Here is a 21,144-nt window from a genome sequence, read left to right as displayed (position 1 = left end):
TCGGCTGGTTACGTATCGCCGCCGCCGAAAGTTGCCAGCCCGGTCTCGCGCCGCGCGCTTGCCGTCGTATCGCGCGCGACCTATCACGCGAGGCGATGAGCCAGCCGACGCACCCGAACTATCCCCACCGGCATCTCCTCGGGATAGAGGGCCTGTCGCGTCCCGACATCGAGGGGCTGCTCGACCGGGCGGACGCGGCGGTGGCGATCTCCCGTCAGGTCGAGAAGAAGCGCGCGACGCTGCGCGGCCGCACTCAGATCAACCTGTTCTTCGAGCCCTCGACCCGGACGCAATCCTCGTTCGAGCTCGCCGGCAAGCGCCTCGGCGCCGACGTGATGAACATGTCGGTGGCCTCGTCCTCGGTGAAGAAGGGCGAGACGCTGATCGACACCGCGGCGACGCTGAACGCCATGCGGCCCGACATCATCGTGGTGCGCCACCATTCGGCCGGCGCCGTGCACCTGCTCGCGCGGAAGGTCGACTGCTCGGTGGTCAATGCCGGCGACGGCGCCCACGAGCACCCGACGCAGGCGCTGCTCGACGCGCTGACCATCCGCCGCAACAAGGGGCGGATCGAGGGGCTTCGCGTCGCGATCTGCGGCGACGTGCTGCACAGCCGCGTCGCGCGCTCGAACCTGCTCCTGCTGCAGGCGATGGGTGCGCGCGTCCGCGTGATCGCCCCGTCGTCGCTCCTGCCCGCCGGCATCGAGCGCTTCGGCGTCGAGGTCTTCACCGACATGCGCAAGGGCCTCGACGGCTGCGACATCGTGATGATGCTGCGCCTGCAGCGCGAGCGCATGAACGGCTCGTTCGTGCCCTCAGTGAAGGAGTATTTCCGCTATTTCGGCCTCGACGCCGACAAGCTCGCGCTCGCCGCTCCCGACGCCCTGGTGATGCATCCCGGCCCGATGAACCGCGGCGTCGAGATCGCCTCCGACATCGCCGACGGGGCGCAGTCGCTGATTCGCGAGCAGGTCGAGATGGGCGTCGCCGTGCGCATGGCGGTGATGGAAGCGCTGGCCTCGCATCTGCCGAACGCGTGATGGCCATGATCGAACAAGCTCAGATCCTCACCAACGCCACCCTCCTCGACCCGGCCGACGGCCGCGAAGGGCCGGGCCATGTCCTGATCCGCGACGGCCGCATCGCCGACATCGCCTGGGGCGCGGCGCCCGGCCTGCCGGAGGGCGCGCGGACGATCGACTGCGCCGGCCACGTGCTGGCGCCGGGCCTGATCGACATGCGCGCCTTCGTCGGCGAGCCCGGCGCCGAGCACCGCGAGACCCTGGCGAGCGCCAGCGCCGCGGCGGCGGCCGGCGGGGTCACGACGCTGGTCTGCATGCCGGACACCAATCCGGTGATCGACGGGCCGGCGATCGTCGACTTCGTGCTGCGCCGCGCCCGCGACACGGCCTGCGTCAACGTCCTGCCGGCGGCGGCGATCACCAAGGGGCTTGCCGGCCACGAGATGACCGAGTTCGGCCTGCTCCAGGAAGCCGGCGCCGTCGCCTTCACCGACGGGCTCCGCGCCGTCACGCACGCGCAGGTGATGCGGCGGGCGATGACCTACGCTCGCGACTTCGGCGCGCTGCTGATGCAGCACGTCGAGGAGCCCGACCTCGTCGGCGAGGGCGTGATGAACGAGGGCGAGCTGGCCTCGCGGCTCGGGCTGATGGGCATCCCGCGCGAGGCCGAGACGATGATGCTGGAGCGCGACCTCCGCCTCGTCCGCCTCACCGGCGCGCGCTACCACGCGGCGATGATCTCCTGCGCCGACTCGGTGGAGATCGTGCGCCGGGCCAAGCACGACGGATTGCCGGTGACCTGCGGCGCCTCGATCAACAACCTCGTCCTGAACGAGGGCGACATCGGGCACTACCGCACCTTCTGCAAGCTTTCGCCGCCCTTGCGCGGCGAGGCCGACCGGCAGGCGCTGGCGGCGGCGCTGAACGAGGGCGTGATCGACGTCGTCGTCTCCGATCACAACCCGCAGGACGTCGAGACCAAGCGCCTGCCCTTCGCCGAGGCCGCCGACGGCGCGCTCGGGATCGAGACCCTGCTCGGCGCCGCGCTCCGCCTCGTGCGCGCCGGCGACGTCACGCTCGCGCGCCTGCTCGCGGCGCTGTCGGCGAATCCGGGGCGCATCCTCGGGCGCGAATCCGGTCGGCTCGCGGTCGGCGCCCCGGCCGACCTCGTGCTGATCGATCCGGACGTGCCCTACGTGCTCGACAAGCGGACCCTGAAGTCGCGCTCGAAGAACTCGCCGTTCGACGAGGCGCGGATGCAGGGCGCCGCGGTGCTGACGCTCGTCGGCGGCCGGATCGTCCACCGCTCGGCCGACCTCGCGGCGGCCGCATGAGCGCGCTGTCGGACATCGCCTGGCCGGTCGTCCTCGGCTGCCTGGCGCTCGGCTACGCCCTTGGCTCGATCCCGTTCGGGCTTGTCTTCACGCGGCTTGCCGGCCTCGGCGACGTGCGGGCGATCGGGTCGGGCAACATCGGCGCGACCAACGTGCTGCGCACCGGCCGCAAGGGGCTCGCCGCCGCGACGCTGCTCGGCGACGCCCTGAAAGGCACCGCGGCGGTGCTGATCGCGCAGCGGTTCGGCCAAGGGAGCGGCGAAGGGACCGGCGCGTGGCCGGCGCTCGCGGCCGGGCTCGGCGCCTTCCTCGGGCATCTCTTCCCGGTCTGGCTCGGGTTCAGGGGCGGCAAGGGCGTCGCGACCTTCCTCGGGGTGCTGCTCGCCCTGAGCCCGCCGGCGCTGCTCGCCTTCGCGGCGATCTGGCTCGGCCTCGCCTTCGCCCTGCGCTACTCGTCGCTCGCGGCGCTCGCAGCCTCGGCCGCGACCCCTATCATTCTGTGGGCCTTGAACGATCCGGCGCGCGCGGGCCTCTTCCTCGTCCTCGGCCTGCTGCTATGGTGGAAGCACGCGCCCAACATCCGCCGGCTGGTCGACGGCACCGAGGGACGGATCGGTCAGAAGGGCTGAGACCCCTTCGGGGGAAGGCCCGTGCAGCTCACCGACGCACAAAGGCTCGACTGGCTCCGCCTGATCCGAACCGAAGGGGTCGGGCCGCGCACGTTCCGCAGCCTGATCAACCGCTTCGGCGGCGCGGCCGGCGCCCTCGCGGCCCTGCCGGACCTGACCGCGCGCCGGGGACGGCGCGTCGTGCCGCCGGCGCGGGCCGAGGCCGAGGCGGAAATCGCGGCAGCGTGCCGCCTCGGTGCCCGCATCGTCGCGATGGGCGAGGCGGGCTACCCGAAGATCCTTCAGGCGGCCGATTTTGCGCCGCCCCTCGTCGCGGTGCGCGGATCTGCGGACGCGCTTTCAAGGCCGGCGGTGGCGATCGTCGGCTCGCGCAACGCCTCGGCCGCCGGGCTCGCCTTCACCGAGCGGCTGGCGCGCGGTCTCGGCGAAGCAAGGCTCGTCGTCGTCTCCGGCCTGGCCCGCGGGATCGACGCCCGCGCGCACAAGGCGTCCGCCGCGACCGGCACCGTCGCGGTGCTCGCGGGCGGCCACGACAAGATCTATCCGGCCAACCATGCCGGCCTCGTTGAGGCGATCCTGGAGGCGGGCGGGGCGGTGATCGCCGAGATGCCGATGGGCTGGGTGCCGCGCGGGCGCGACTTCCCGAGGCGCAACCGCATCATTTCGGGGCTGGCCTACGGCACCGTGGTGGTCGAGGCGGCACGCCGTTCGGGCTCGCTGATCACCGCGCGCTTCGCCCTCGAGCAGGGTCGCGAGGTCTTCGCGGTGCCGGGCTCTCCGCTCGACCCGCGGGCGGAGGGCACCAACGACCTGATCCGACAGGGGGCGACGCTCGTCGCCGAGGTCGAGCACGTCCTCGCCGCCATCGCACCGCTGATCGAGCGCGGCGACGACCCCGACCGGGTGCCGGCGCTCCCGCGACCGGACCTCGCCGACCAGCCGGACTTCTGGGACGAGATCGACCTCGATGACGGCGCCGCGCCGATGCCGGCTGCGCCGTTCGAGGCGCCGGAACCGGCAGAGCCGGTGGGCGACCGGGAGACGCTCGTCGCCGCGCTCAGCCCGACGCCGGTCGGCACGGACGAGCTTGCGCGTGCCACCGGGCTCTCCGTGCGCCGCGTCCAGACCACGCTGCTCGAGCTCGAGCTCGACGGGCGGATCGAGCGGCACGGCAGCGGGATGGTGTCGCTGATCGGCTGAGCCGCGGCCGGCGAGACGCGCGCAAGCGCTCAGAACGGGTCGTCGTCCTCGGACTCGACCAGCCCCCGCATCCGGTCGAGGCAGCCCTGCAGGATGTAGGCGGCGGCGAGCTTGTCGACGAGCGCGCCGCGCTTGGCCCGCGAGGTGTCGGCCGCGATCAGCGCACGCGTGACGACGGCGGTCGAAAGGCGCTCGTCGTAGAACAGGACCGGCAGGTCGAGGAGCGGCTTGAGGTTGCGCACGAACGAGCGCGTCGATTGCACCCGCACGCCCTCGCTGCCGTCCATGTTGAGCGGCAGCCCGATCACCAGCCCGCCGACCGCGTGCTGCTCGCAGAGGAAGCGCAGCCGCGCGACGTCGGGCGTGAACTTCACCCGCTTGATCGTCTCCAGAGGCGACGCGATCTGGCGGCCGAGATCCGACAGGGCGAGCCCGATCGTCTTGGTGCCGAGATCGATGCCGATCAGCCGGGGCCCGCCGCGCGAGGCCTCGGCGAAGGCGCGTAAGGTGTCCGTGTCCATCGTATCCCGTTCCGCTCGCGCCCTATGCCGGCTCGCCGGGCGGGCTCGCCTCGCCGGCCCGCGCCAGCACCGCCGCCTCGATGCCCTCGAAGGTCGAGGCCAGCGGCGGGGTGCCGTCGCCGAGCACGTCGAGGATCGTCAGGCCCTGCGTGCGCCGGAAGAACGCGTCGAGGCTGTCGCCGCCGAAGCGGACGGTTTCGAGATCCGCGGCCATCACCCAGATCGAGTACTCGCCCGCGCCGGCGACGTCCCAGAACAGGAAGCTGCCGTCCTCGCCCTCGCCGAAGAAGCAGGCGCGTGCGAGCCGCGACAGGTCGCCGTCCTCGATCGCGAACCGGTGCGGCGCGTCGGCGGCCGAGAGCGCCTCGATCGCCGCGTTGATGCTGTCGGCGATGATCTCCGCCCGCGTCACCAGGTCGGCCGCCGGGTAGGGCAGGGGCGTGGCGATCCGGAAATGGCCGTTGGCGAGGCCGGCGCCGCAGTCGCGGCAGAAGCTGCGATACGATTCGGGCAGCGCGAAGCCGAGCTCGGCCTCCGCCCGCGCGATCTCGGCGTCGCTCGAGCGTGCGCCCGGATGAAGCCGCTCGAACACCGTGTTCCACATCGCGCTCACGCTCCATCCACAGCCGTTAACCGCGTCGCGAGTTTGCCGTGGCCGACAACGCAGCGCTTCCCTCATAACGATGGTTAAGGTTTCGTTAAGCCCGCAGCGGAGGCAATCGTGCGCGCCATCGGTTCTTTCGTCCCCCACGCGTCCCCTCCTCGCCGCCCGCTGCCGCGGCGGCACAAGGTGATGCTCCTCGTCGCCTTCGAGGTCCTGGTGCTCGGCTTCACCCTCGCCGCGTGCTTCCCGATCCGCCCGGCCGGCATCGTGGTCGAGACGACGGTGACGCCGAACCACGTCGTCACCTGACGCCCCGGCGCGTTGCGGCGTCGCGAAGCCCGGTGCTATAGCGCCCGGACCGTCGAGGGACCGGGCCGACGCGGCGCATCTCCGCCGCGGCGCGCCGGGTCCTTCGGGACGAACAGCCGAGACGAACAGGCAGCATGTCGGTCGACGAGAAGACAGTCCGGCGCATCGCGCATCTGGCCCGCATCGCGGTCGCCGAAGACGAGGTCGCGCTGCTGCAGGGCGAGCTGAACGCCATCCTCGCCTTCGTCGAGCAGCTCGGCGCGGTCGACGTGACCGGCGTCGAGGCGATGACCTCGGTGACGCCGATGGCGATGAAGAAGCGCAAGGACGTGGTCACCGATGGCGGCCGCGCGGTCGACGTCGTCGCCAACGCGCCCGAGACGGAGGACCACTATTTCCTGGTCCCGAAAGTCGTCGAGTAGGCGGCCCTTCCGCGAAGGACGCCTGCCGCGCCCGCCGGCCCCGCCCGACGGAACGCCCCCGACCCGCATCGCGGCCGAACGGCCGAGGACGAACAGCGTGACAGACCTCAACGAACTCAGCCTCGCCGAGGCGCGCGACGGCCTGAAGGCCAAGACCTTCTCCGCCCGCGAGATCGCGCAGGCGCACATCGCGGCGCTGGAGAAGGCGCGGGTCCTCAACGCCTACCTGCTGGAGACGCCCGACCGCGCCCTGACGATGGCGGACGCCTCCGACGCGAAGATCGCCAAGGGCGACGCCGGCCCGCTCGAAGGGCTGCCGCTCGGCATCAAGGACCTGTTCTGCACCGAGGGCGTCGTCACGACCGCGGGCTCCAGGATCCTCGAGACCTTCGAGCCGCACTACGAATCCGCCGTCTCGGCCAACCTCTGGCGCGACGGCGCGGTGATGCTGGGCAAGCTCAACCTCGACGAGTTCGCGATGGGCTCATCGAACGAGACCAGCGCCTACGGCGACGTGATCTCGCCGTGGCGCCGGCAGGAAAACGGCGTCCTCTCCGACGCCAAGATCGTCCCGGGCGGCTCGTCGGGCGGCTCGGCGGCGGCGGTCGCCGCGCATCTCTGCCTCGGCGCCACCGCGACCGACACCGGCGGCTCGATCCGGCAGCCGGCCGCCTTCACCGGCACCGTCGGCATCAAGCCGACCTACGGCCGCGTCTCGCGCTGGGGCACGGTGGCCTTCGCCTCCTCCCTCGACCAGGCCGGCCCGATCGCCCGCACGGTGCGCGACTGCGCGATCCTGCTCGGCTCGATGGCCGGCCCCGACGCGCGCGACACCACCTGCGTCGACCTCCCGGTGCCGGATTTCGAGGCCGCGGTCTCGCGCGGGGTGAAGGGCCTGACCATCGGCATCCCGAAGGAGTATCGGGTCGAGGGCATGCCCGCCGAGATCCAGAAGCTCTGGGACGACGGCGCCGCCTGGCTGAAGGATGCCGGCGCGACGATCCGCGAGATCTCGCTGCCCCACACCAAGCTGGCGCTGCCGGCCTACTACATCGTCGCGCCGGCCGAGGCCTCCTCGAACCTCGCCCGCTACGACGGCGTGCGCTACGGCCTGCGGGTGCCCGGCAAGGACATCGCCGCGATGTACGAGAACACCCGCGCGGCGGGGTTCGGCCGCGAGGTCAAGCGCCGGATCATGATCGGCACCTACGTGCTCTCGGCCGGCTACTACGACGCCTACTACGTCCGCGCCCAGAAGATCCGCACGCTGATCAAGCGCGACTTCGAGGAGGCCTACGCGGCCGGTGTCGACGCGATCCTGACGCCGGCGACGCCGTCTGCCGCCTTCGGCATCGGCGAGAAGGCCTCGGCCGACCCGGTCGAGATGTACCTCAACGACGTCTTCACCGTGACGGTGAACATGGCCGGTCTTCCCGGCATCGCGGTGCCGGCCGGCCTCGACGGCCAGGGCCTGCCGCTCGGGCTCCAGCTCATCGGCCGCCCCTTCGACGAGGAGACCCTGTTCGCCACCGCCGAGGTGATCGAGCGCGCCGCCGGACGCACGGTCCTGCCGAAGGCCTGGTGGTGACGGTCCCCTACTATCCCTGGACGGTCTGGATTTGGGCCGGGTTCGATCCGGTCCTGATCGCGGTCTGCCTCTATCTCGGCTGGTCGGCCGATCAGTTCGGCAAGCTGTTCGTCGCGGTCATCGCCGGATTCGTCGCCGCGGTGCTGTTCTCCTGGGCGGTCACCGCGATCGGCATCCCGTGGCCGGCGCCGGTCAGCCACGACGGGCCGACCTTCTTCCCGGTGCGGGTGGGCGCGGCCATCCTGTGGTCGATCCTCGGCTTCACCGCCCGGCGGATCCTGCGGCCGCACGCGCCTTGACCAGTCCGCACACCGCCACGACACTCCGCGGCGCCCCGGCGCCCCGTTGCATGAAAGTCCGAGCATGACGGCTCCCGTGAACCCCAAGAAGCTCATCAAGGGCGCCGAGCACGACTGGGAGGTGGTGATCGGCATGGAGATCCACGCCCAGGTCACCAGCCGCTCGAAGCTGTTCTCCGGCGCCTCCACCGAGTTCGGGGCCGAGCCGAACGACCACGTCTCGCTGGTCGATGCGGCGATGCCCGGCATGCTGCCGGTAATCAATGAGGAATGCGTGGCCCAGGCGGTGCGCACCGGCCTCGGCCTGAAGGCGCGGATCAACCACCGCTCGGTGTTCGACCGGAAGAACTACTTTTACCCGGACCTGCCGCAGGGCTACCAGATCTCGCAGTACAAGGACCCGATCGTCGGCGAGGGCGAGGTCGTCGTCGACCTGCTCGACGGCGAGTCGATCACCGTCGGGATCGAGCGGCTGCACCTCGAGCAGGATGCCGGAAAGTCGCTGCACGACCAGAACCCGACCCAGAGCTTCGTCGACCTCAACCGCTCCGGCGTCGCGCTGATGGAGATCGTCTCGCGGCCGGACCTGCGCTCCTCCGAGGAGGCCCGCGCCTACGTGACCAAGCTGCGCACCATCCTGCGCTACCTCGGCACCTGCGACGGCGACATGGAGAAGGGCAGCTTGCGCGCCGACGTGAACGTCTCGGTGCGCCGTCCCGGCCAGCCGCTCGGCACCCGCTGCGAGATCAAGAACGTCAACTCGATCCGCTTCATCGGCCAGGCGATCGAGTCGGAGGCGCGGCGCCAGATCGCGATCATCGAGGATGGCGGCACGATCTCCCAGGAGACCCGCCTGTACGATCCGGCCAAGAGTGAGACCCGCTCGATGCGCTCCAAGGAAGAGGCGCACGACTACCGCTACTTCCCCGATCCGGACCTGCTGCCGCTCGAGTTCGACCAGGCTTACGTCGACGCCCTCGCCGAGGGCCTGCCCGAGCTGCCGGACGCCAAGAAGGCGCGCTTCGTCGCCGATTTCGGGCTCAGCGCCTACGACGCCAACGTGCTCGTAGCCGAGCGGGCGTCGGCCGACTACTACGAGGCGGTTGCGCGCCGGCGCGACGGCAAGGCGGCCGCGAACTGGGTGATCAACGAGCTGTTCGGCCGCCTCAACAAGGAAGGCCTCGGCATCGACGCGACGCCGGTCTCCGCCGACCAGCTCGGCCGGATCATCGACCTGATCGGCGAGGGCGTCATCTCGGGCAAGATCGCCAAGGACCTGTTCGAGATCGTCTGGACGGAAGGCGGAGACCCGCGCGCGGTCGTGGAGGCCCGCGGCATGAAGCAGGTCACCGATACCGGCGCGATCGAGGCGGCGGTCGACGACATCATCGCCAAGAACCCCGACAAGGTTCAGCAGGCGAAGGAGAAGCCGACGCTGCTCGGCTGGTTCGTCGGCCAGACCATGAAGGCCACCGGCGGCAAGGCGAACCCGGCGGCGGTCAACGCCCTGCTCAAGAGCAAGCTCGGGATCGAGTAGAATCTGAGAACCGGGCGGAAGCGGCCGAGCCGGGGCATTTCGCGCATTCGAAGGCGAGCCGTGCCGGCCGCTTCTGCGCCCCTGAGGCCGCTTCCGTCCGTCGTCCGTCTGATGCCGCTGGACCTCGGGCCGAACAGGTCACGAAGTCGTCGTGGCGGCGTCGCGCTGCGGTGGAGTCATGCTCGTCTCCTCCTGCCTGCTCCGGCGGAAGGCTCACCCCACCGGTCGGCCTCGGCTTCGCCATCGGCGAAGCACGGAGATAGACTGATCCCGACAGACCACGACGTCAAGCGTGCATTTCGGCTGCTCTTTCCAGTCTTCGCATGTGCGAATAGTCGATCGCACCGCAAAAGATCGCCTGGACGATGATGGGCGACCTCTTGATGCGTCGCGACATCGATCGGGTCGGCGTCGCAAGCTCTGCGAGATCCTTAGGATCGACCGGTCCTACGGCCCGTCGCTCATGTTGTTCTCGACCATGTGGGGCACGGCGCGATCGAACGATTCGTCGGTGTTGCCGCGCAGGTCGACGCTGCAGGCCTGCTTCGGCGCGTCGTCGGCGACCGGCTTCACGTAGACATCGAGGTCGAGGATCAGGTTCGAGACCTTCTGGACCTCGCCGGTGATCGCGGTGTCGGCCTCGAGCCTTTTCGCGACGGTGACGGCGCAGCCGTTGCAGGGACGCAGGTCCGCGCTCCTGGCGACCTCCTCGCGGACCGGCTCGGCCGAGACCACCGTGAACAGGCCCTTGTTCTGCAGAAGGTCGCGAAACACGGTGCTGATGCGCTTCAGGCGCCCCGTCTCGGCCGCGTCGGGGGCGACGGGCGACAGGTTCGCGAACTGGACGTCGAACACCGCCGCCTTGGCAGGCGCGGCCCGGGCGCCGGTCGCGGCCAGCGCCAGCACGGCGGCGGCGATGAGGACGTGCAGGAGGCGGCGTGTCATGGCGTTCCTCGCGAGCCCGCGCATCCGGGCGCGCCGGTACAGGGACAACGCGGCAGGCCGCGGTTCTCTGCAACACGGCCCGGCGGGCTCGGACGGCGCCGGCCTCAGCGCTTCTCGGCCTCCGCCTCCCGGGTCGGCGCCGGCTCGCCGGTGATGCGCCGGCGCAGATCCATGAACCAGGCCGGCGGCGGCGTGCCGCCCTCGCCGACGACGACCGTCGCGGTCATGCCGGCGACCAGGGGAACGCCCGGCGGCACGTGGCCGATGCGTATCCGCACCGGCACCCGCTGCGCCAGCCGCACCCAGGTGTAGACCGGATCGACGTTGGGGAGGCCCTGCGTGCTCGGTGCCGCATTCGCGGTGGAGATGCCCTGCGTGATGCTCTCGACCGTGCCGCGCAGGTGCCCGGAATAGCCCATCAGCGCCATCTCGGCCGGGTCGCCGACATGGATGTTCTCCATCTTGGTCTCCTCGAAATACCCGTCGACCCAGAACGAGTCCGTGTCGATCACCGAGATGTTCGAGGTGCCCGTCGAGGCGTAGTCGCCGGTGCGCAGCAGCAAGTTGGTCACCCGGCCATTGACGGTGGACTTCACCTGGGTGCGCGCGAGGTTGGTCTTGGCCTGCGACAGCTGTGCCTTGGCGGTCTCCAAGGCCGCCTCGGCGATCTTGGCGGTGCCCGCGTATTGCTGCTTCTCCTCGACGGAGGTCGAGACCGTGGTCAGCGCCTGCCGCCGCGCCGACTGGGCGTTCTTGACGGAAAGGTCGGCCTCGCGGTTCTTCACCTCGGCCTCGGCCGAGGCGACGTTCACCTCGAAGTCGAACGGATCGATCACGTAGAGAACGTCGCCGCGCTTCACGGTCTGGTTGTCGCCGACGCGAAGCTCGACGATCTGCCCCGACACCTGCGGCGCGATGCTGGCGACCTGGACCCGCACCCGCCCGTCGCGCGTCCACGGCGCGGTGACGTAGTACGACCAGACCACCGCCGCGGCGAGGAAGGCGAGCAGCAGGATCACCCCGGTCGCGGCGAGCCGAAGGACCTTTCCGATGCGCCCGCGCCGGGCACGGGCCGGGCGGTCGTCGGCGAGCGCCGGCGGGTCGGCGCGCGTCGCGTCCGCGCGATCGGCCGTCGAGGCCTTGGGGTCGTCCTCGTCGGCCATCACAGCAACACGATCAGGAGGGCGAGCACGCAGACGTAGATCCCGGCCTCGGCGAGCGGCGGGTTGGCGACGTAGCGGCTGAAGCGGATGCGCGCGAAGACGAAGCGTAGCGCGATCAGGATCGCGAAGGCGCCCAGCGCATAGGCGACGAAGGGCGAGACTAGGATCCCGCCGATTTGCAGTTCGTGACGCATCGTCGCCTTCCGGGACCCCTTCGTTTCAAAAACCGGGCATGTCGAGGCGCACGAGGAAGCGCCGATGACGCTCGATAACGCGTGCGGCGGCCACCAGGTCGGTCGCCGCGCGCGCGACCGTCATGCGCGTGCCGCGCTCGTTATCGGCCGCGGCGCGGAGGAGGTCGCGGGCCGCGTCCTGCAGGCGCCAGGCATCGCCGCGCGCCAAGGCCTCGCGGCCCTCCGCGACGGGGGCACGCATCGCCTCGGTGCCGGTCAGCAGCCGCATCTGAGCGTGCGCACGCGCCGCCGCGGATTCGAGCTGAGACAGGGCGAAGGCGTGCACCATCGCCATGTGCCGCACGGCGCGGCTGCCGGAGGTGTATCCGGCGAACTGGAACAAGCGGTCGGCGTTCAGGCTGGTCCGCGTGGTCGCGTCGCCGCCTTCGCCCGCCAGCGCTTCCGCCAGGGCGCGCTTGGCGGAATCGAGGGCAAAGGCGCGATGCTGCGAGGCCGAGATCGGCAGCACCAGCCGGACGGCGAGGAACAGGATGACCGCGGAGGCCATCACCAGCACCGCGTTCATCAGGAAGGTCTGCGGGTCGTAGCTCTGTGGGTTCTCGGGCGCGATCAGCACGGGCGTGAACACCAGCGCGATGAAGCCGATGCCGAAGGTGGACGGGTTCAGCGACAGGAAGCAGGCGACGAACACCGGCACGATCATCGCGATCGCGAGCAGCGGGAAACCCTGGTTCCCGTTGAGGAAGCCGAACAGCACGATGCCGGCGAACAGCGAGGCCAGCGGCATGCCGATGAGGACGCCGACGGCGAACTTCTTCGGATCGGGCGCGGTCGAGGACAGCGCGCAGGTCGAGGCGACCTGGACCAGCGCGAACGAGGTCTGCGGCAGGCCCGAGAGGACCATGAAGGCGGCTGTGAGCCCGAAGCCGATCGCCACCCGCAACGCGGCGCGCAGGGCCACGGGGAAGTCGCGGTGGGTCGGAAGCTTGACGTCGCGCAGCGGCACGTGGCCGTCGGCGAGGGCGCGCAGGCCGTCGTCGGCGAAAGTCGCGGCGTTGACGAAGTCGAGGCAGCGCTGGAGCGCCACCAGTTCGTCCAGCGGCCGGCGCCCATCGCGGACCGCCGCATCGACAAGGTCGCGCAGGCGTGCATCGATCCGGTCGAGGCGGCCGGCATCCGGTTCGCCGACCCCGCCGGACGCGACCTCGCGGCACAGCCCGATCGCCTCCTCGACCGCCGAGCTCGGATGGCGCAGGGACGCGGCCGCGTTCGCCGCGGCACGGCTCGCCGCCGTCATCACGTAGAGCGCCGCGATGGCGCTGCGGGCGCCGGCCGCCCGGTAGGGGCCGTCGTCGAGCTCGCCGGCGATGGCGCTGGCATCCGCCCGCATCGGCGCGATCGTCCGGATCAGCGCGGCGGTCCGCAGCGGCCCGGGATCGCCCGACGTGAACGCCTCGCGGGCGAAGGTCCTGGTGCCCGCATAGGCCGAGGCCAGCGTCGGCAGCAACGTTCGCCACGTGCTCGGGGAGGCGAGGGCGTCGTTGATGAAGGTGATGGTGACGATCGCGACCGTGATCGCGGCCAGGCGCCCGACCGCCGCGTCGAACGTCGTCTGCGGCGCATCGATATGCGCGAGCGCGATGATCGCCACGGTGTAGCCGGACAGCATCGCGCCGTAGGCGCGGGTGTCCTGCAGGTACTGGGCGATGAAGACGCAGACCCCGATCCAAACCGCGAACGCGACCAGCAGCGTCACCCGGTCCTGCGCGAACAGCGCCATGAACACGATCGCGACGATGCCGCCGATCACGGTGCCGAGGAAGCGGTAGGCGGCCTTCGAGATCGCCTGCCCGCGCTTCGGCTGCGCCAGGATCGCCACGCCGGTGGCGGCCGACGACGCGCTGTCGAGCTGCAACCAGAACGCGGCGTAGAGCGCCAACATCATCGCCAGCCAGATCCGCAGGGCGAAGGCCCAGGTGGACGGCTTCGGCACGATCGCGTCGAGCCGGTCGACCATCCGGCCGAGCCAGGGCGTGGTTTCGGTGGCGGCCTCGCTCATCGCGCCGGCGTGCCGGGGGCGGCCCCTGTCTCCACGATCGCGGCGGCGTCCCGCGCCCGCCCGGCGATCCGCGCCTGCCACAGGCAGAGCAGCGGCGTGACGCCGAGCTCCATGCCGAGCGCCGCGAGCATCGTCAGTGACGGGACGCCGGTGAGCCACAGGCCGAGCAGGCGCGCGAGCCCGCCGAGCACGACGACGAGGGTGAGGAACCGGAAGAGCCGGCCTTTCTCCTCGATCCCGGCGACGCAGGTCAGGAACAGGATGCCGATGCCGGTGAGCAGGCCGGACAGGTAGCGGAAATGGCTGTCGGCCGAGATGTCGGGCAGGCCGGCCTCCAGGCCGTTCATGCCGAAGACCACGCCATACAATCCGGCCGCGATCGGAACGATCGCCACCACCGCCACCGTGCGCTGCAGCGCCTGTCGTTCCGTCATCATCGCGTTCGGTTACGCTTGGGTACCAGAACGCACAACCCGCCGGAACGCAGGACGATCCGTCAGGCCTTCTCGCCCTTCAGGCGCTTGTTGCACTTGCTCCAGTATTGCGGCCACCTCGGGCCCTGCGACACCTTCTCGGCGTCGGCCAGCGCCCGCCACTGCGCGCCGCAGGTCTTCTGGCGCTGGCGCGCCGCCATCTGCCCCGCGCTCGGGGCGGCGTCGGGCTTGGCCGCTGGCGCGGCCGGCGCGGCCATCGGCGTCTCGGTCGGCTTGGCCGGGGGCGGATCCTTGGCCAGGACCGGCTGGGCGAGGGCCAGCGGAACGGCGAAGGCGGCGATCGCGAGGAAACGGGCGAACATGACGGCGGACCCTCCGGGGCGGCACGTCGAATCGCGACGTGCGCTACCTCGCCCCACCACATCGCCAAGCTTGGCCGAGGACAAGGCCGAACGACCGAGCGGCAACAGGTGACCCGGTGATCTCTCGAAAACGTGAGCGGTGATCGGCCGCCCTTGAGTACGCGCCGAGTTCCGAGGTAGCTACCGTCGGCAGACGGGGCCCGTCGTGACGGCCGGCCGATCCGTTGGAGAGCGAAGGCAAGCGATGGCGGCCGTGACCGGCAAACTGATCGATCTCCACACTTGGAGCACGCCGAACGGCTGGAAGATCCCGATCATGCTGGAGGAGTGCGGCCTGCCGTATCGGGTCGTCCCGGTCGACATCGCCAAGGGCGAGCAGATGGCGCCCGCGTTCCTCGAAATCTCGCCGAACAACAAGATCCCGGCGATCGTCGATCACGACGGGCCGGGCGGCGAGCCGGTCTCGATCTTCGAATCCGGCGCGATCCTGCAATACCTCGGGCGCAAGACCGGCCGCTTCTATCCGGCCGACGAGCGGGCGCGCGTCGCGGTCGACGAGTGGCTGTTCTGGCAATGCGCCGGCTTCGGGCCGATGCTCGGCCAAACCCACCATTTCAAGATCTACGCGAAGGAGAAGATCCCCTACGCGATCGAGCGGTTCACCGCCGAGACCAACCGGCTCTACGGCGTGCTCGACAGGCGGCTGGCGGATCGCGAGTACCTCGCCGGGGACTACTCCATCGCCGACATGGCGACGGTGCCGTGGGCGAAGTTCACCGGCAAGCAGGGCGTCGACCTCGGCGCGCTGCCGAACGTGAAGGCGTGGCTCGACCGGGTCCTGGCACGGCCCGCCGTGCAGAGAGGCCTCTCCGCGATCTGATCGGGTGCGCCGGCATGCTGATCGGACGCCGCCATCGACGGCGTCCGCAGGGGAGCAGTCCCGCCTACTTGGCGGCGGGCTTGGCCGGCTTCTGCGGCGCCGGCTCGGCGCCGACATTCGCGGCCTGCTGGTTCACGTCCGGCACCTTGGTCCAGGTCTGCGAGCCGCACAGCACCTTGAGCAGGCAGCCCGAGACCGACAGCTCCGAGGCGTTCTCGCGCTCGAGGCTGACCTGATAGATCTTGCCTTCCTCGATGTTGTAGATGCTGCCGGAGAACTTCGCCTCGTCCGGCTGCAGGCCCTCGATCAGCGGCAGGCCGAGCACGGGGCGCGAGCGCTTCTTCGGATCGGGGTTCTTGATGTCCGTGCGCGGCGCGCCGGCTTCCGTGGTGGCGACCTTGAGCCACACCACCTTGCCGCAGACCTGAGCCTGGCCGGCGCCGCAGCGGTCGATGCGGATCTTCGCGCGGCCGTCCTCGGTCAGCCAGGTGCCGGAGGGATCCTTGCTCGACTGGGCGTGCGCCGAGGCGATGCCGGCGAGGAGGAGGGTGGCGGCGAGGGCGAGACGCATGCAGGTAGCTCCGAAGCTGGCGCCTGACGGCGCGGGGCGGGTGGAGTTCGTGAGATCACTCAGCCCCCGCATTCGGGCGATTTTTCGGCAGTGTTGCAGCGTTGCCATGGCCAAGCATCGTGCAGGCTCGGGTTGAGGGTGTCCGGCGCCCTCGCTATAAGCCCGGCGCCAAAGCGTTTTTCGCGACGCGCTTGCTGGCGTTTTTTATTTTCCTCCGAAGCGGACTGACCATGGCCACCGAGCGCACCTTCTCCATCCTCAAGCCCGACGCGACCAAGCGGAACCTCACCGGCGCCGTCAACGCGGTCATCGAGAAGGCGGGCCTGCGGATCGTCGGCCAGCGCCGCATCCAGATGAGCCAGGCCCAGGCCGAGAAGTTCTACGAGATCCACAAGGAGCGCCCGTTCTTCAGCGAGCTCGTGACCTTCATGACCTCGGGCCCGGTGGTGGTTCAGGTGCTCGAGGGCGAGAACGCCGTCGCGAAGTACCGTGAGGTGATGGGCGCGACGAACCCGGCCCAGGCCGCCGAGGGCACCATCCGCAAGACCTTCTCGGAATCGGTCGGCGAGAACACCGTCCACGGCTCGGACAGTGCCGACAACGCCAAGATGGAAATCGCGCAGTTCTTCCAGGATTCCGACATCGTCGGCTGAGGAACGCGGGAACCTCGTGCCCGAGGGTGGTCGCCGGAACACACCGGGGACGCCTTCGGCTCGGTAGAACGCCACATCGCCCGGAATGGAGGGCGGTGTGGCCGCACCGTCATTGACGAAGCAGGCGGCCAGAGAGTCCAACGGCGTCGGATTTCCAGATCTCGCCAATGGACCTGCCATGACGACCCGCCGCCTGTCCCTGATCGCCGCCGGCCTGCTCTCGCTCGCCGCGACCGCCGCCCTCGCCAGCGGGTCCTCCGCGCCGTTCGATCAGTACCAGCCCGACCCGGCGCTGCGCACGGTGCCGAAGGCCAACCTCGAAGGCCGCGTGCGCCACGCCTGCGCCGTGGTCCAGGCCCGCATCACCAACGCGCCGGAAGCCTCGCTGGAGCGCCCCTGCGGCTGCTACGCGAAGCAGACCATGCGCTCGCTCGACGAGTCCGAGATCGAGGCCTACCGCGCCACCGGCTACTTCAACGATTCCGCCCGCGCCAAGGCGCTGAACGCACTGGATTCGTGCAAGCTGCAGCGGCCGGTCTAGAAACAAGTACGAGGCTTTCCCTCTCCCTTCTGCGGGGGAGGGAAGGCGCGGAACGCTACAGGCTCAGCAGGGCCGCGTCGGCCGCGCCGCGATCGTCGTCGATCACGACGCGCTCGCCCTCCAACCGGGCACGCCCCCCAGCCACCAGCGCGAGCGCTGCCGGGTAGAGCCTGTGCTCCTGCACGATCACCCGCGCCGCGAGGCTGTCGGGATCGTCGCCCGAACGCACCGGGACCGCCGCCTGCGCCACGATCGGGCCGGCATCGAGTTCCGGCACCACGTAATGCACCGTGCAGCCGTGGAGGCGGACGCCGGCGGCGAGCGCCTGCGCGTGGGTGTGCGTGCCCTTGAACAGCGGCAGCAGGGACGGGTGGATGTTGATCATCCGCCCGGCCCAGGCCTCGGCGAAGCCCGCCGAGAAGATCCGCATGAAGCCGGCGAGGCACACCAGCTCGACGCCGGCCGCGCGCAGCTCGGCGTCAAGCGCGGCGTCGAAGGTCGCGCGGTCGGAGAACGTGGTGTGGTCGATCGCGTGCGCTGGGATGCCGACGGAACGCGCATGGGCGAGGCCGCCGGCCTCCGGCCGGTTCGAGAGCACCAGCACGATCTCGGCCGGGTAATCCGGCGCCTTCGCCGCCTCGATCAGCGAGACCATGTTCGAGCCGCGGCCCGAGATCAGGATGGCGACGCGCGTTCTGGGCTTCGCCGCCATTAAAGCGCGAGGCGGCCGGTGAACGCGACGGGCTCCGGGCCGCGGGCGGTGATCGCCCCGAGCCGCACCGGTGCCTCGCCGGCCTCGGCGAGGGCCCGAATCACCGCCTCGGCGCGCTCCTCGGCGACCACCAGCACCATGCCGATGCCGCAGTTGAAGGTGCGCAGCATCTCGGCTTCGGCGACGCCGCCCTCCCGCGCGAGCCAGCCGAAGACCGGCGGCGGGCGGACCGCGTCGAGGTCGATCGTGATGCCGACGTCGTCGGGCAGGACACGGGGCAGGTTGTCCGGGAAGCCGCCGCCGGTGATGTGGGCGAGCGCCTTGATCCCGTCGGTCGCCTTCAACACCGCGAGCAGCGGCTTCACGTAGATCCGCGTCGGCTCCAGCAACGCCTCGCCCAGCGTCCTCCCGGGGGCGAACGGCGCGGCCGCGTCCCAGGCCAGGCCGGTGCGCGCGACGATGCGGCGGACCAGCGAGAAGCCGTTCGAGTGCACGCCGGAGGAGGGCAGGCCGAGCACCGCGTCTCCGGCGCGGATGCCGGGCTTCGGCAGCAGGGTGCCGCGCTCGGCCGCGCCGACCGAGAACCCGGCGAGGTCGTAGTCTGCGCCGTCGTAGAGGCCTGGCATCTCGGCGGTCTCGCCGCCGATCAGGGCGCAGCCGGCCTGGCGGCAGCCCTCGGCGATGCCGCGGACGATGTCGGCGCCGACGCCCGGCACGAGCTTGCCGGTGGCGTAGTAGTCGAGGAAGAACAGCGGCTCGGCGCCCTGGACGATGATGTCGTTGACGCACATCGCCACGAGGTCGATGCCGATCGTGTCGTGCCGACCGGTCTCGATCGCGATCTTCACCTTGGTGCCGACGCCGTCGTTGGCGGCCACCAGGATCGCGTCCTTGAAGCCCGCGGCCTTGAGGTCGAACAGGCCGCCGAACCCGCCGATCTCCGCGTCGGCCCCGGGCCGGCGCGTGGCGCGCACCAGCGGCTTGATGGTCTCGACCATCGCGTTGCCGGCATCGATGTCGACGCCCGCATGCGCGTAGGTCAGCCCGTTCGTGGTCTCGGCCGTCATCCGCGTTCCGTTCCTGTGGTCCGGGGCTGCTTTAGCCGAGATTCGCGCCGACCGAACCCGTCGGGCCACAAGAAAATGACGCGCCGCGGCCGCTCCACGGCATGGCGGGCACCGGCGGCAGCCTTGACCGTTCGGAACCGCCTTCCCACTGTCCCCACGCGAGTTCGCAGGGGAGGGCGTCGATGCGCGGCAGGGCTGTGATCGGTCTGGCGGCGCTCGTCGGCCTCGGCATCGTGGTCTACCTGCTGCGGGAGGTGATGCTGCCCTTCGTGGCCGGCATCGCGCTCGCCTACCTGCTCGATCCGCTGGCCGACCGGCTCGAGCGCCTCGGCCTCGGTCGGCTGACGGCGAGCCTGCTGATCCTGGCGATGTTCGTCGCCGGCCTGATCGTGTCGCTGCTGATCCTGGTGCCGCTCGCCGCCAACCAGGTGGCGGCGCTGATCAACAGCCTGCCCGGCATGATCGGACGGCTGCAGGGCATCATCGCCGAGCGGGCCGGCCCGGTGCTGCAGCGGCTCGGCGGCGCCGACGTGGTCAACGAGCTGCAATCCTCGGTCGGGACCCTGGCGACGCAGGGCGGCGCGTGGCTGCTCGCCTTCCTCAAGTCGATCTGGTCCGGCTCGCAGGCCGTGATCTCGGTGATCTCGCTGCTGGTGGTGACGCCGGTGGTCGCGTTCTACATCCTCGTCGACTGGGACCGGATGATCGCGACGCTCGACACCTGGGTGCCGCCGCGCCACCGCACGACGGTGCGCCGGCTCGCCGCGCAGATCGATCGCGCGATCATCGGCTTCGTCCGCGGCCAGACGCTGGTCTGCCTGATCCTCGGCACCTTCTACGCGGTCGGCCTGTGGCTCGTCGGGCTGAACTTCGGCGTGCTGATCGGGCTGATCGCCGGCTTCCTCACCTTCATCCCCTATGTCGGCACGCTCACCGGCTTCCTGCTCTCGGTCGGCGTCGCGCTGGTGCAGTTCTGGCCGGGCTCGGACTGGCTGCATCTCGGGCTGACAGTGGGCGTGTTCCTCGTCGGGCAGTTCCTCGAGGGCAACGTGATCGCGCCCAAGCTCGTCGGCGAATCCGTCGGCCTGCATCCGGTCTGGCTGATGTTCGCGCTGCTCGCCTTCGGCTCGCTGTTCGGCTTCCTCGGGCTTCTGCTCGCAGTGCCGGTTGCGGCCTCAATCGGCGTCGTCGTGCGCTTCGCCCTGTCGCGCTACCTGCAGAGCCGGCTCTACCACGCCGAGCAGCCGGTGCTGATCGAGGTGCCGCGGCCTTGAGCCTTGGCGCTTGACTGTCGGGCCGGCACGGTCACCCTGGGCGCCGCATGCGCGAGAACGCCCCCCCGAAGCAACTGGCCTTCGACCTGCCGCTCGATCCGCGCTACGGCCGCGAGGATTTCCTGGTCGGCACGGCCAACGAGGCCGCCTACGCGTCGATCGAGGCCTGGCCCGATTGGCCGGACACCGTGCTCGTGCTCACCGGCCCGCCGGGCAGCGGCAAGAGCCATCTCGCCTCGATCTGGGCGACGCGGGCCCATGCCTGGACCGTGCCGGCGGCCGAGGTCACGGCGGAGACCGTGACCCACTGCATCTCGAACGGCGCCCTGGTGATCGAGGACATCGACCGCCCGGGCCGCGACGAGGCCGCCCTGTTCCACCTGCTCAACCTCGCCCGCGAGCGAAAATGCCCGGTGCTGCTGACCAGCGGCGCGGCGATCGACCAGATCGGCCTGACGGTGGCCGACCTGCGCTCGCGCCTGAGGCTGGCGCCGGGCGTCGCGATCCGCGAGCCAGACGACGCGCTGCTGCGCGCGGTCATCGTCAAGCTGTTCGTCGATCGGCAGCTCGTGGTCGATCTCCGGGTGATCGACGCCGTCGCCCTGCGCATCGACCGCTCCCTCGGGCGCGCCCGCGAGGTGGTGACCGAGCTCGACCGCGACGCCCTCGGCCGCGGCCGCCGCATCACGCGGCCGCTGGCGCTCGCGGTCCTCGAACGCCTCGGGATCGCGGATGGCGGCGACGACGAGGACGACTGATCGCGATCGGTCGGACGCCGCCGGCCGTCGCCGAGGAACGGGCTCGTCCGTCGCCGACCGTCA

General features: G+C 70.8%; 24 protein-coding genes. 13 read left to right on the top strand and 11 right to left on the bottom strand.

Translation table 11 applies throughout. From position 1 onward, the window contains the following. Positions 1 to 95 precede the first annotated feature (95 nt). Genes MKK70_RS19995 through dprA form a run of 4 tightly spaced genes read left to right on the top strand, consistent with a single transcriptional unit; the run spans position 96 to position 4,188 of the window. Positions 96 to 1,043: an aspartate carbamoyltransferase catalytic subunit gene (locus MKK70_RS19995; protein ID WP_243949471.1), complete on the top strand. Its 948-nt coding sequence runs from the start codon at positions 96 to 98 to the stop codon at positions 1,041 to 1,043. A 5-nt stretch (positions 1,044 to 1,048) separates the two neighbouring features. Beyond that, the gene (locus tag MKK70_RS19990; protein WP_243949482.1) at positions 1,049 to 2,359 is read left to right on the top strand and encodes a dihydroorotase; all 1,311 of its coding nucleotides are present in this window, start codon (positions 1,049 to 1,051) and stop codon (positions 2,357 to 2,359) included. Continuing rightward, the gene (plsY, locus tag MKK70_RS19985) at positions 2,356 to 2,988 is read left to right on the top strand and encodes a glycerol-3-phosphate 1-O-acyltransferase PlsY (RefSeq protein WP_243949470.1); all 633 of its coding nucleotides are present in this window, start codon (positions 2,356 to 2,358) and stop codon (positions 2,986 to 2,988) included. The genes MKK70_RS19990 and plsY overlap by 4 nt, the downstream gene beginning before the upstream one ends. A gap of 21 nt (positions 2,989 to 3,009) precedes the next feature. Further along, positions 3,010 to 4,188 (top strand): DNA-processing protein DprA, encoded by a 1,179-nt coding sequence (gene dprA / locus MKK70_RS19980; RefSeq protein WP_243949469.1) that lies wholly within the window; start codon positions 3,010 to 3,012, stop codon positions 4,186 to 4,188. A gap of 29 nt (positions 4,189 to 4,217) precedes the next feature. On the opposite strand, the gene ruvX is transcribed toward dprA, so the two are convergent. Next, a complete protein-coding gene (ruvX, locus tag MKK70_RS19975; RefSeq protein WP_243939031.1) occupies positions 4,218 to 4,709 on the bottom strand; it encodes a Holliday junction resolvase RuvX in 492 nt (163 codons plus the stop codon). 22 nt (positions 4,710 to 4,731) lie between these two features. Further along, a complete protein-coding gene (locus MKK70_RS19970) occupies positions 4,732 to 5,313 on the bottom strand; it encodes an SMI1/KNR4 family protein (protein ID WP_243949480.1) in 582 nt (193 codons plus the stop codon). A gap of 443 nt (positions 5,314 to 5,756) precedes the next feature. Here MKK70_RS19970 and gatC point away from each other — a divergent pair, with 443 nt between their 5' ends. From gatC to gatB, 4 genes are all read left to right on the top strand, one after another. After that, positions 5,757 to 6,044: an Asp-tRNA(Asn)/Glu-tRNA(Gln) amidotransferase subunit GatC gene (gatC, locus tag MKK70_RS19965; RefSeq protein WP_243949468.1), complete on the top strand. Its 288-nt coding sequence runs from the start codon at positions 5,757 to 5,759 to the stop codon at positions 6,042 to 6,044. A 97-nt stretch (positions 6,045 to 6,141) separates the two neighbouring features. After that, complete coding sequence (gene gatA, locus MKK70_RS19960) at positions 6,142 to 7,632, top strand: Asp-tRNA(Asn)/Glu-tRNA(Gln) amidotransferase subunit GatA (RefSeq protein ID WP_243949467.1); 1,491 nt, start codon at positions 6,142 to 6,144, stop codon at positions 7,630 to 7,632. Beyond that, complete coding sequence (locus MKK70_RS19955) at positions 7,629 to 7,931, top strand: hypothetical protein (RefSeq protein ID WP_147727685.1); 303 nt, start codon at positions 7,629 to 7,631, stop codon at positions 7,929 to 7,931. Before gatA ends, MKK70_RS19955 begins: the two co-directional genes overlap by 4 nt. 64 nt (positions 7,932 to 7,995) lie before the next feature. Beyond that, positions 7,996 to 9,468, top strand: coding sequence for an Asp-tRNA(Asn)/Glu-tRNA(Gln) amidotransferase subunit GatB (gene gatB / locus MKK70_RS19950; protein ID WP_243949466.1), 1,473 nt, complete (start codon positions 7,996 to 7,998; stop codon positions 9,466 to 9,468). Between the two features lie 447 nt (positions 9,469 to 9,915). On the opposite strand, the gene MKK70_RS19945 is transcribed toward gatB, so the two are convergent. From MKK70_RS19945 to MKK70_RS19920, 6 genes are all read right to left on the bottom strand, one after another. Further along, entirely contained in the window at positions 9,916 to 10,413 is a 498-nt protein-coding gene (locus MKK70_RS19945) for a DUF3280 domain-containing protein (RefSeq protein WP_243949465.1), read from the bottom strand. A gap of 104 nt (positions 10,414 to 10,517) precedes the next feature. Further along, entirely contained in the window at positions 10,518 to 11,576 is a 1,059-nt protein-coding gene (locus MKK70_RS19940) for an HlyD family secretion protein (RefSeq protein ID WP_243949464.1), read from the bottom strand. Further along, the gene (locus MKK70_RS19935; protein ID WP_147729829.1) at positions 11,576 to 11,770 is read right to left on the bottom strand and encodes a DUF1656 domain-containing protein; all 195 of its coding nucleotides are present in this window, start codon (positions 11,768 to 11,770) and stop codon (positions 11,576 to 11,578) included. The genes MKK70_RS19940 and MKK70_RS19935 overlap by 1 nt, the downstream gene beginning before the upstream one ends. Positions 11,771 to 11,795: 25 nt before the next feature. Then, positions 11,796 to 13,829, bottom strand: a complete 2,034-nt coding sequence (locus MKK70_RS19930) for an FUSC family protein (protein WP_243949463.1) — start codon at positions 13,827 to 13,829, stop codon at positions 11,796 to 11,798. Beyond that, positions 13,826 to 14,266, bottom strand: a complete 441-nt coding sequence (locus MKK70_RS19925) for a DUF4345 domain-containing protein (protein ID WP_243949462.1) — start codon at positions 14,264 to 14,266, stop codon at positions 13,826 to 13,828. Before MKK70_RS19925 ends, MKK70_RS19930 begins: the two co-directional genes overlap by 4 nt. A gap of 59 nt (positions 14,267 to 14,325) precedes the next feature. Then, complete coding sequence (locus MKK70_RS19920; protein WP_243949461.1) at positions 14,326 to 14,625, bottom strand: hypothetical protein; 300 nt, start codon at positions 14,623 to 14,625, stop codon at positions 14,326 to 14,328. A gap of 244 nt (positions 14,626 to 14,869) precedes the next feature. Between MKK70_RS19920 and MKK70_RS19915 the strand changes: the two genes are divergently transcribed. Further along, positions 14,870 to 15,505, top strand: a complete 636-nt coding sequence (locus tag MKK70_RS19915) for a glutathione S-transferase N-terminal domain-containing protein (RefSeq protein ID WP_243949460.1) — start codon at positions 14,870 to 14,872, stop codon at positions 15,503 to 15,505. Positions 15,506 to 15,569: 64 nt separating this feature from the next. On the opposite strand, the gene MKK70_RS19910 is transcribed toward MKK70_RS19915, so the two are convergent. Then, complete coding sequence (locus MKK70_RS19910; RefSeq protein ID WP_147841661.1) at positions 15,570 to 16,076, bottom strand: DUF2147 domain-containing protein; 507 nt, start codon at positions 16,074 to 16,076, stop codon at positions 15,570 to 15,572. A gap of 230 nt (positions 16,077 to 16,306) precedes the next feature. On the opposite strand from MKK70_RS19910, the gene ndk reads away from it, so the two are divergent. Together ndk and MKK70_RS19900 are read left to right on the top strand one after the other, a co-directional pair. Then, on the top strand, positions 16,307 to 16,729 hold the full coding sequence (ndk, locus tag MKK70_RS19905) for a nucleoside-diphosphate kinase (protein ID WP_243949459.1): 423 nt from the start codon (positions 16,307 to 16,309) through the stop codon (positions 16,727 to 16,729). A 178-nt stretch (positions 16,730 to 16,907) separates the two neighbouring features. After that, positions 16,908 to 17,270: a hypothetical protein gene (locus tag MKK70_RS19900; protein ID WP_147726087.1), complete on the top strand. Its 363-nt coding sequence runs from the start codon at positions 16,908 to 16,910 to the stop codon at positions 17,268 to 17,270. A 55-nt stretch (positions 17,271 to 17,325) separates the two neighbouring features. Here MKK70_RS19900 and purN read toward each other — a convergent pair whose 3' ends face one another. Further along, a complete protein-coding gene (gene purN / locus MKK70_RS19895) occupies positions 17,326 to 17,982 on the bottom strand; it encodes a phosphoribosylglycinamide formyltransferase (RefSeq protein ID WP_147841662.1) in 657 nt (218 codons plus the stop codon). Further along, entirely contained in the window at positions 17,982 to 19,049 is a 1,068-nt protein-coding gene (gene purM / locus MKK70_RS19890; protein ID WP_243949458.1) for a phosphoribosylformylglycinamidine cyclo-ligase, read from the bottom strand. The genes purN and purM overlap by 1 nt, the downstream gene beginning before the upstream one ends. A gap of 182 nt (positions 19,050 to 19,231) precedes the next feature. Here purM and MKK70_RS19885 point away from each other — a divergent pair, with 182 nt between their 5' ends. After that, on the top strand, positions 19,232 to 20,323 hold the full coding sequence (locus MKK70_RS19885) for an AI-2E family transporter (RefSeq protein ID WP_147726090.1): 1,092 nt from the start codon (positions 19,232 to 19,234) through the stop codon (positions 20,321 to 20,323). Positions 20,324 to 20,370: 47 nt separating this feature from the next. Beyond that, on the top strand, positions 20,371 to 21,081 hold the full coding sequence (locus MKK70_RS19880; RefSeq protein ID WP_243938414.1) for a hypothetical protein: 711 nt from the start codon (positions 20,371 to 20,373) through the stop codon (positions 21,079 to 21,081). Positions 21,082 to 21,144: the final 63 nt, after the last annotated feature.

It is taken from the genome of Methylobacterium sp. E-041 (genome assembly GCF_022829665.1).
GTDB lineage: Bacteria > Pseudomonadota > Alphaproteobacteria > Rhizobiales > Beijerinckiaceae > Methylobacterium.
Note: the sequence above shows the minus strand (reverse complement) of the source record. Positions and strands in the feature narration are given on the sequence as shown.

Bases quoted from the DNA above. Each gene is read 5' to 3' on its own strand.
- gatB (WP_243949466.1), top strand. From the start codon at position 7,996: ATGACGGCTCCCGTGAACCCCAAGAAGCTCATCAAGGGCGCCGAGCAC.
- MKK70_RS19885 (WP_147726090.1), top strand. From the start codon at position 19,232: ATGCGCGGCAGGGCTGTGATCGGTCTGGCGGCGCTCGTCGGCCTCGGC.
- MKK70_RS19915 (WP_243949460.1), top strand. From the start codon at position 14,870: ATGGCGGCCGTGACCGGCAAACTGATCGATCTCCACACTTGGAGCACG.
- MKK70_RS19945 (WP_243949465.1), bottom strand. From the start codon at position 10,413: ATGACACGCCGCCTCCTGCACGTCCTCATCGCCGCCGCCGTGCTGGCG.
- MKK70_RS19970 (WP_243949480.1), bottom strand. From the start codon at position 5,313: ATGTGGAACACGGTGTTCGAGCGGCTTCATCCGGGCGCACGCTCGAGC.
- MKK70_RS19995 (WP_243949471.1), top strand. From the start codon at position 96: ATGAGCCAGCCGACGCACCCGAACTATCCCCACCGGCATCTCCTCGGG.
- MKK70_RS19935 (WP_147729829.1), bottom strand. From the start codon at position 11,770: ATGCGTCACGAACTGCAAATCGGCGGGATCCTAGTCTCGCCCTTCGTC.
- MKK70_RS19925 (WP_243949462.1), bottom strand. From the start codon at position 14,266: ATGATGACGGAACGACAGGCGCTGCAGCGCACGGTGGCGGTGGTGGCG.
- gatC (WP_243949468.1), top strand. From the start codon at position 5,757: ATGTCGGTCGACGAGAAGACAGTCCGGCGCATCGCGCATCTGGCCCGC.
- MKK70_RS19910 (WP_147841661.1), bottom strand. From the start codon at position 16,076: ATGCGTCTCGCCCTCGCCGCCACCCTCCTCCTCGCCGGCATCGCCTCG.
- purN (WP_147841662.1), bottom strand. From the start codon at position 17,982: ATGGCGGCGAAGCCCAGAACGCGCGTCGCCATCCTGATCTCGGGCCGC.
- MKK70_RS19990 (WP_243949482.1), top strand. From the start codon at position 1,049: ATGATCGAACAAGCTCAGATCCTCACCAACGCCACCCTCCTCGACCCG.
- ndk (WP_243949459.1), top strand. From the start codon at position 16,307: ATGGCCACCGAGCGCACCTTCTCCATCCTCAAGCCCGACGCGACCAAG.
- MKK70_RS19880 (WP_243938414.1), top strand. From the start codon at position 20,371: ATGCGCGAGAACGCCCCCCCGAAGCAACTGGCCTTCGACCTGCCGCTC.
- plsY (WP_243949470.1), top strand. From the start codon at position 2,356: ATGAGCGCGCTGTCGGACATCGCCTGGCCGGTCGTCCTCGGCTGCCTG.
- MKK70_RS19920 (WP_243949461.1), bottom strand. From the start codon at position 14,625: ATGTTCGCCCGTTTCCTCGCGATCGCCGCCTTCGCCGTTCCGCTGGCC.
- ruvX (WP_243939031.1), bottom strand. From the start codon at position 4,709: ATGGACACGGACACCTTACGCGCCTTCGCCGAGGCCTCGCGCGGCGGG.
- MKK70_RS19940 (WP_243949464.1), bottom strand. From the start codon at position 11,576: ATGGCCGACGAGGACGACCCCAAGGCCTCGACGGCCGATCGCGCGGAC.
- MKK70_RS19900 (WP_147726087.1), top strand. From the start codon at position 16,908: ATGACGACCCGCCGCCTGTCCCTGATCGCCGCCGGCCTGCTCTCGCTC.
- MKK70_RS19930 (WP_243949463.1), bottom strand. From the start codon at position 13,829: ATGAGCGAGGCCGCCACCGAAACCACGCCCTGGCTCGGCCGGATGGTC.
- purM (WP_243949458.1), bottom strand. From the start codon at position 19,049: ATGACGGCCGAGACCACGAACGGGCTGACCTACGCGCATGCGGGCGTC.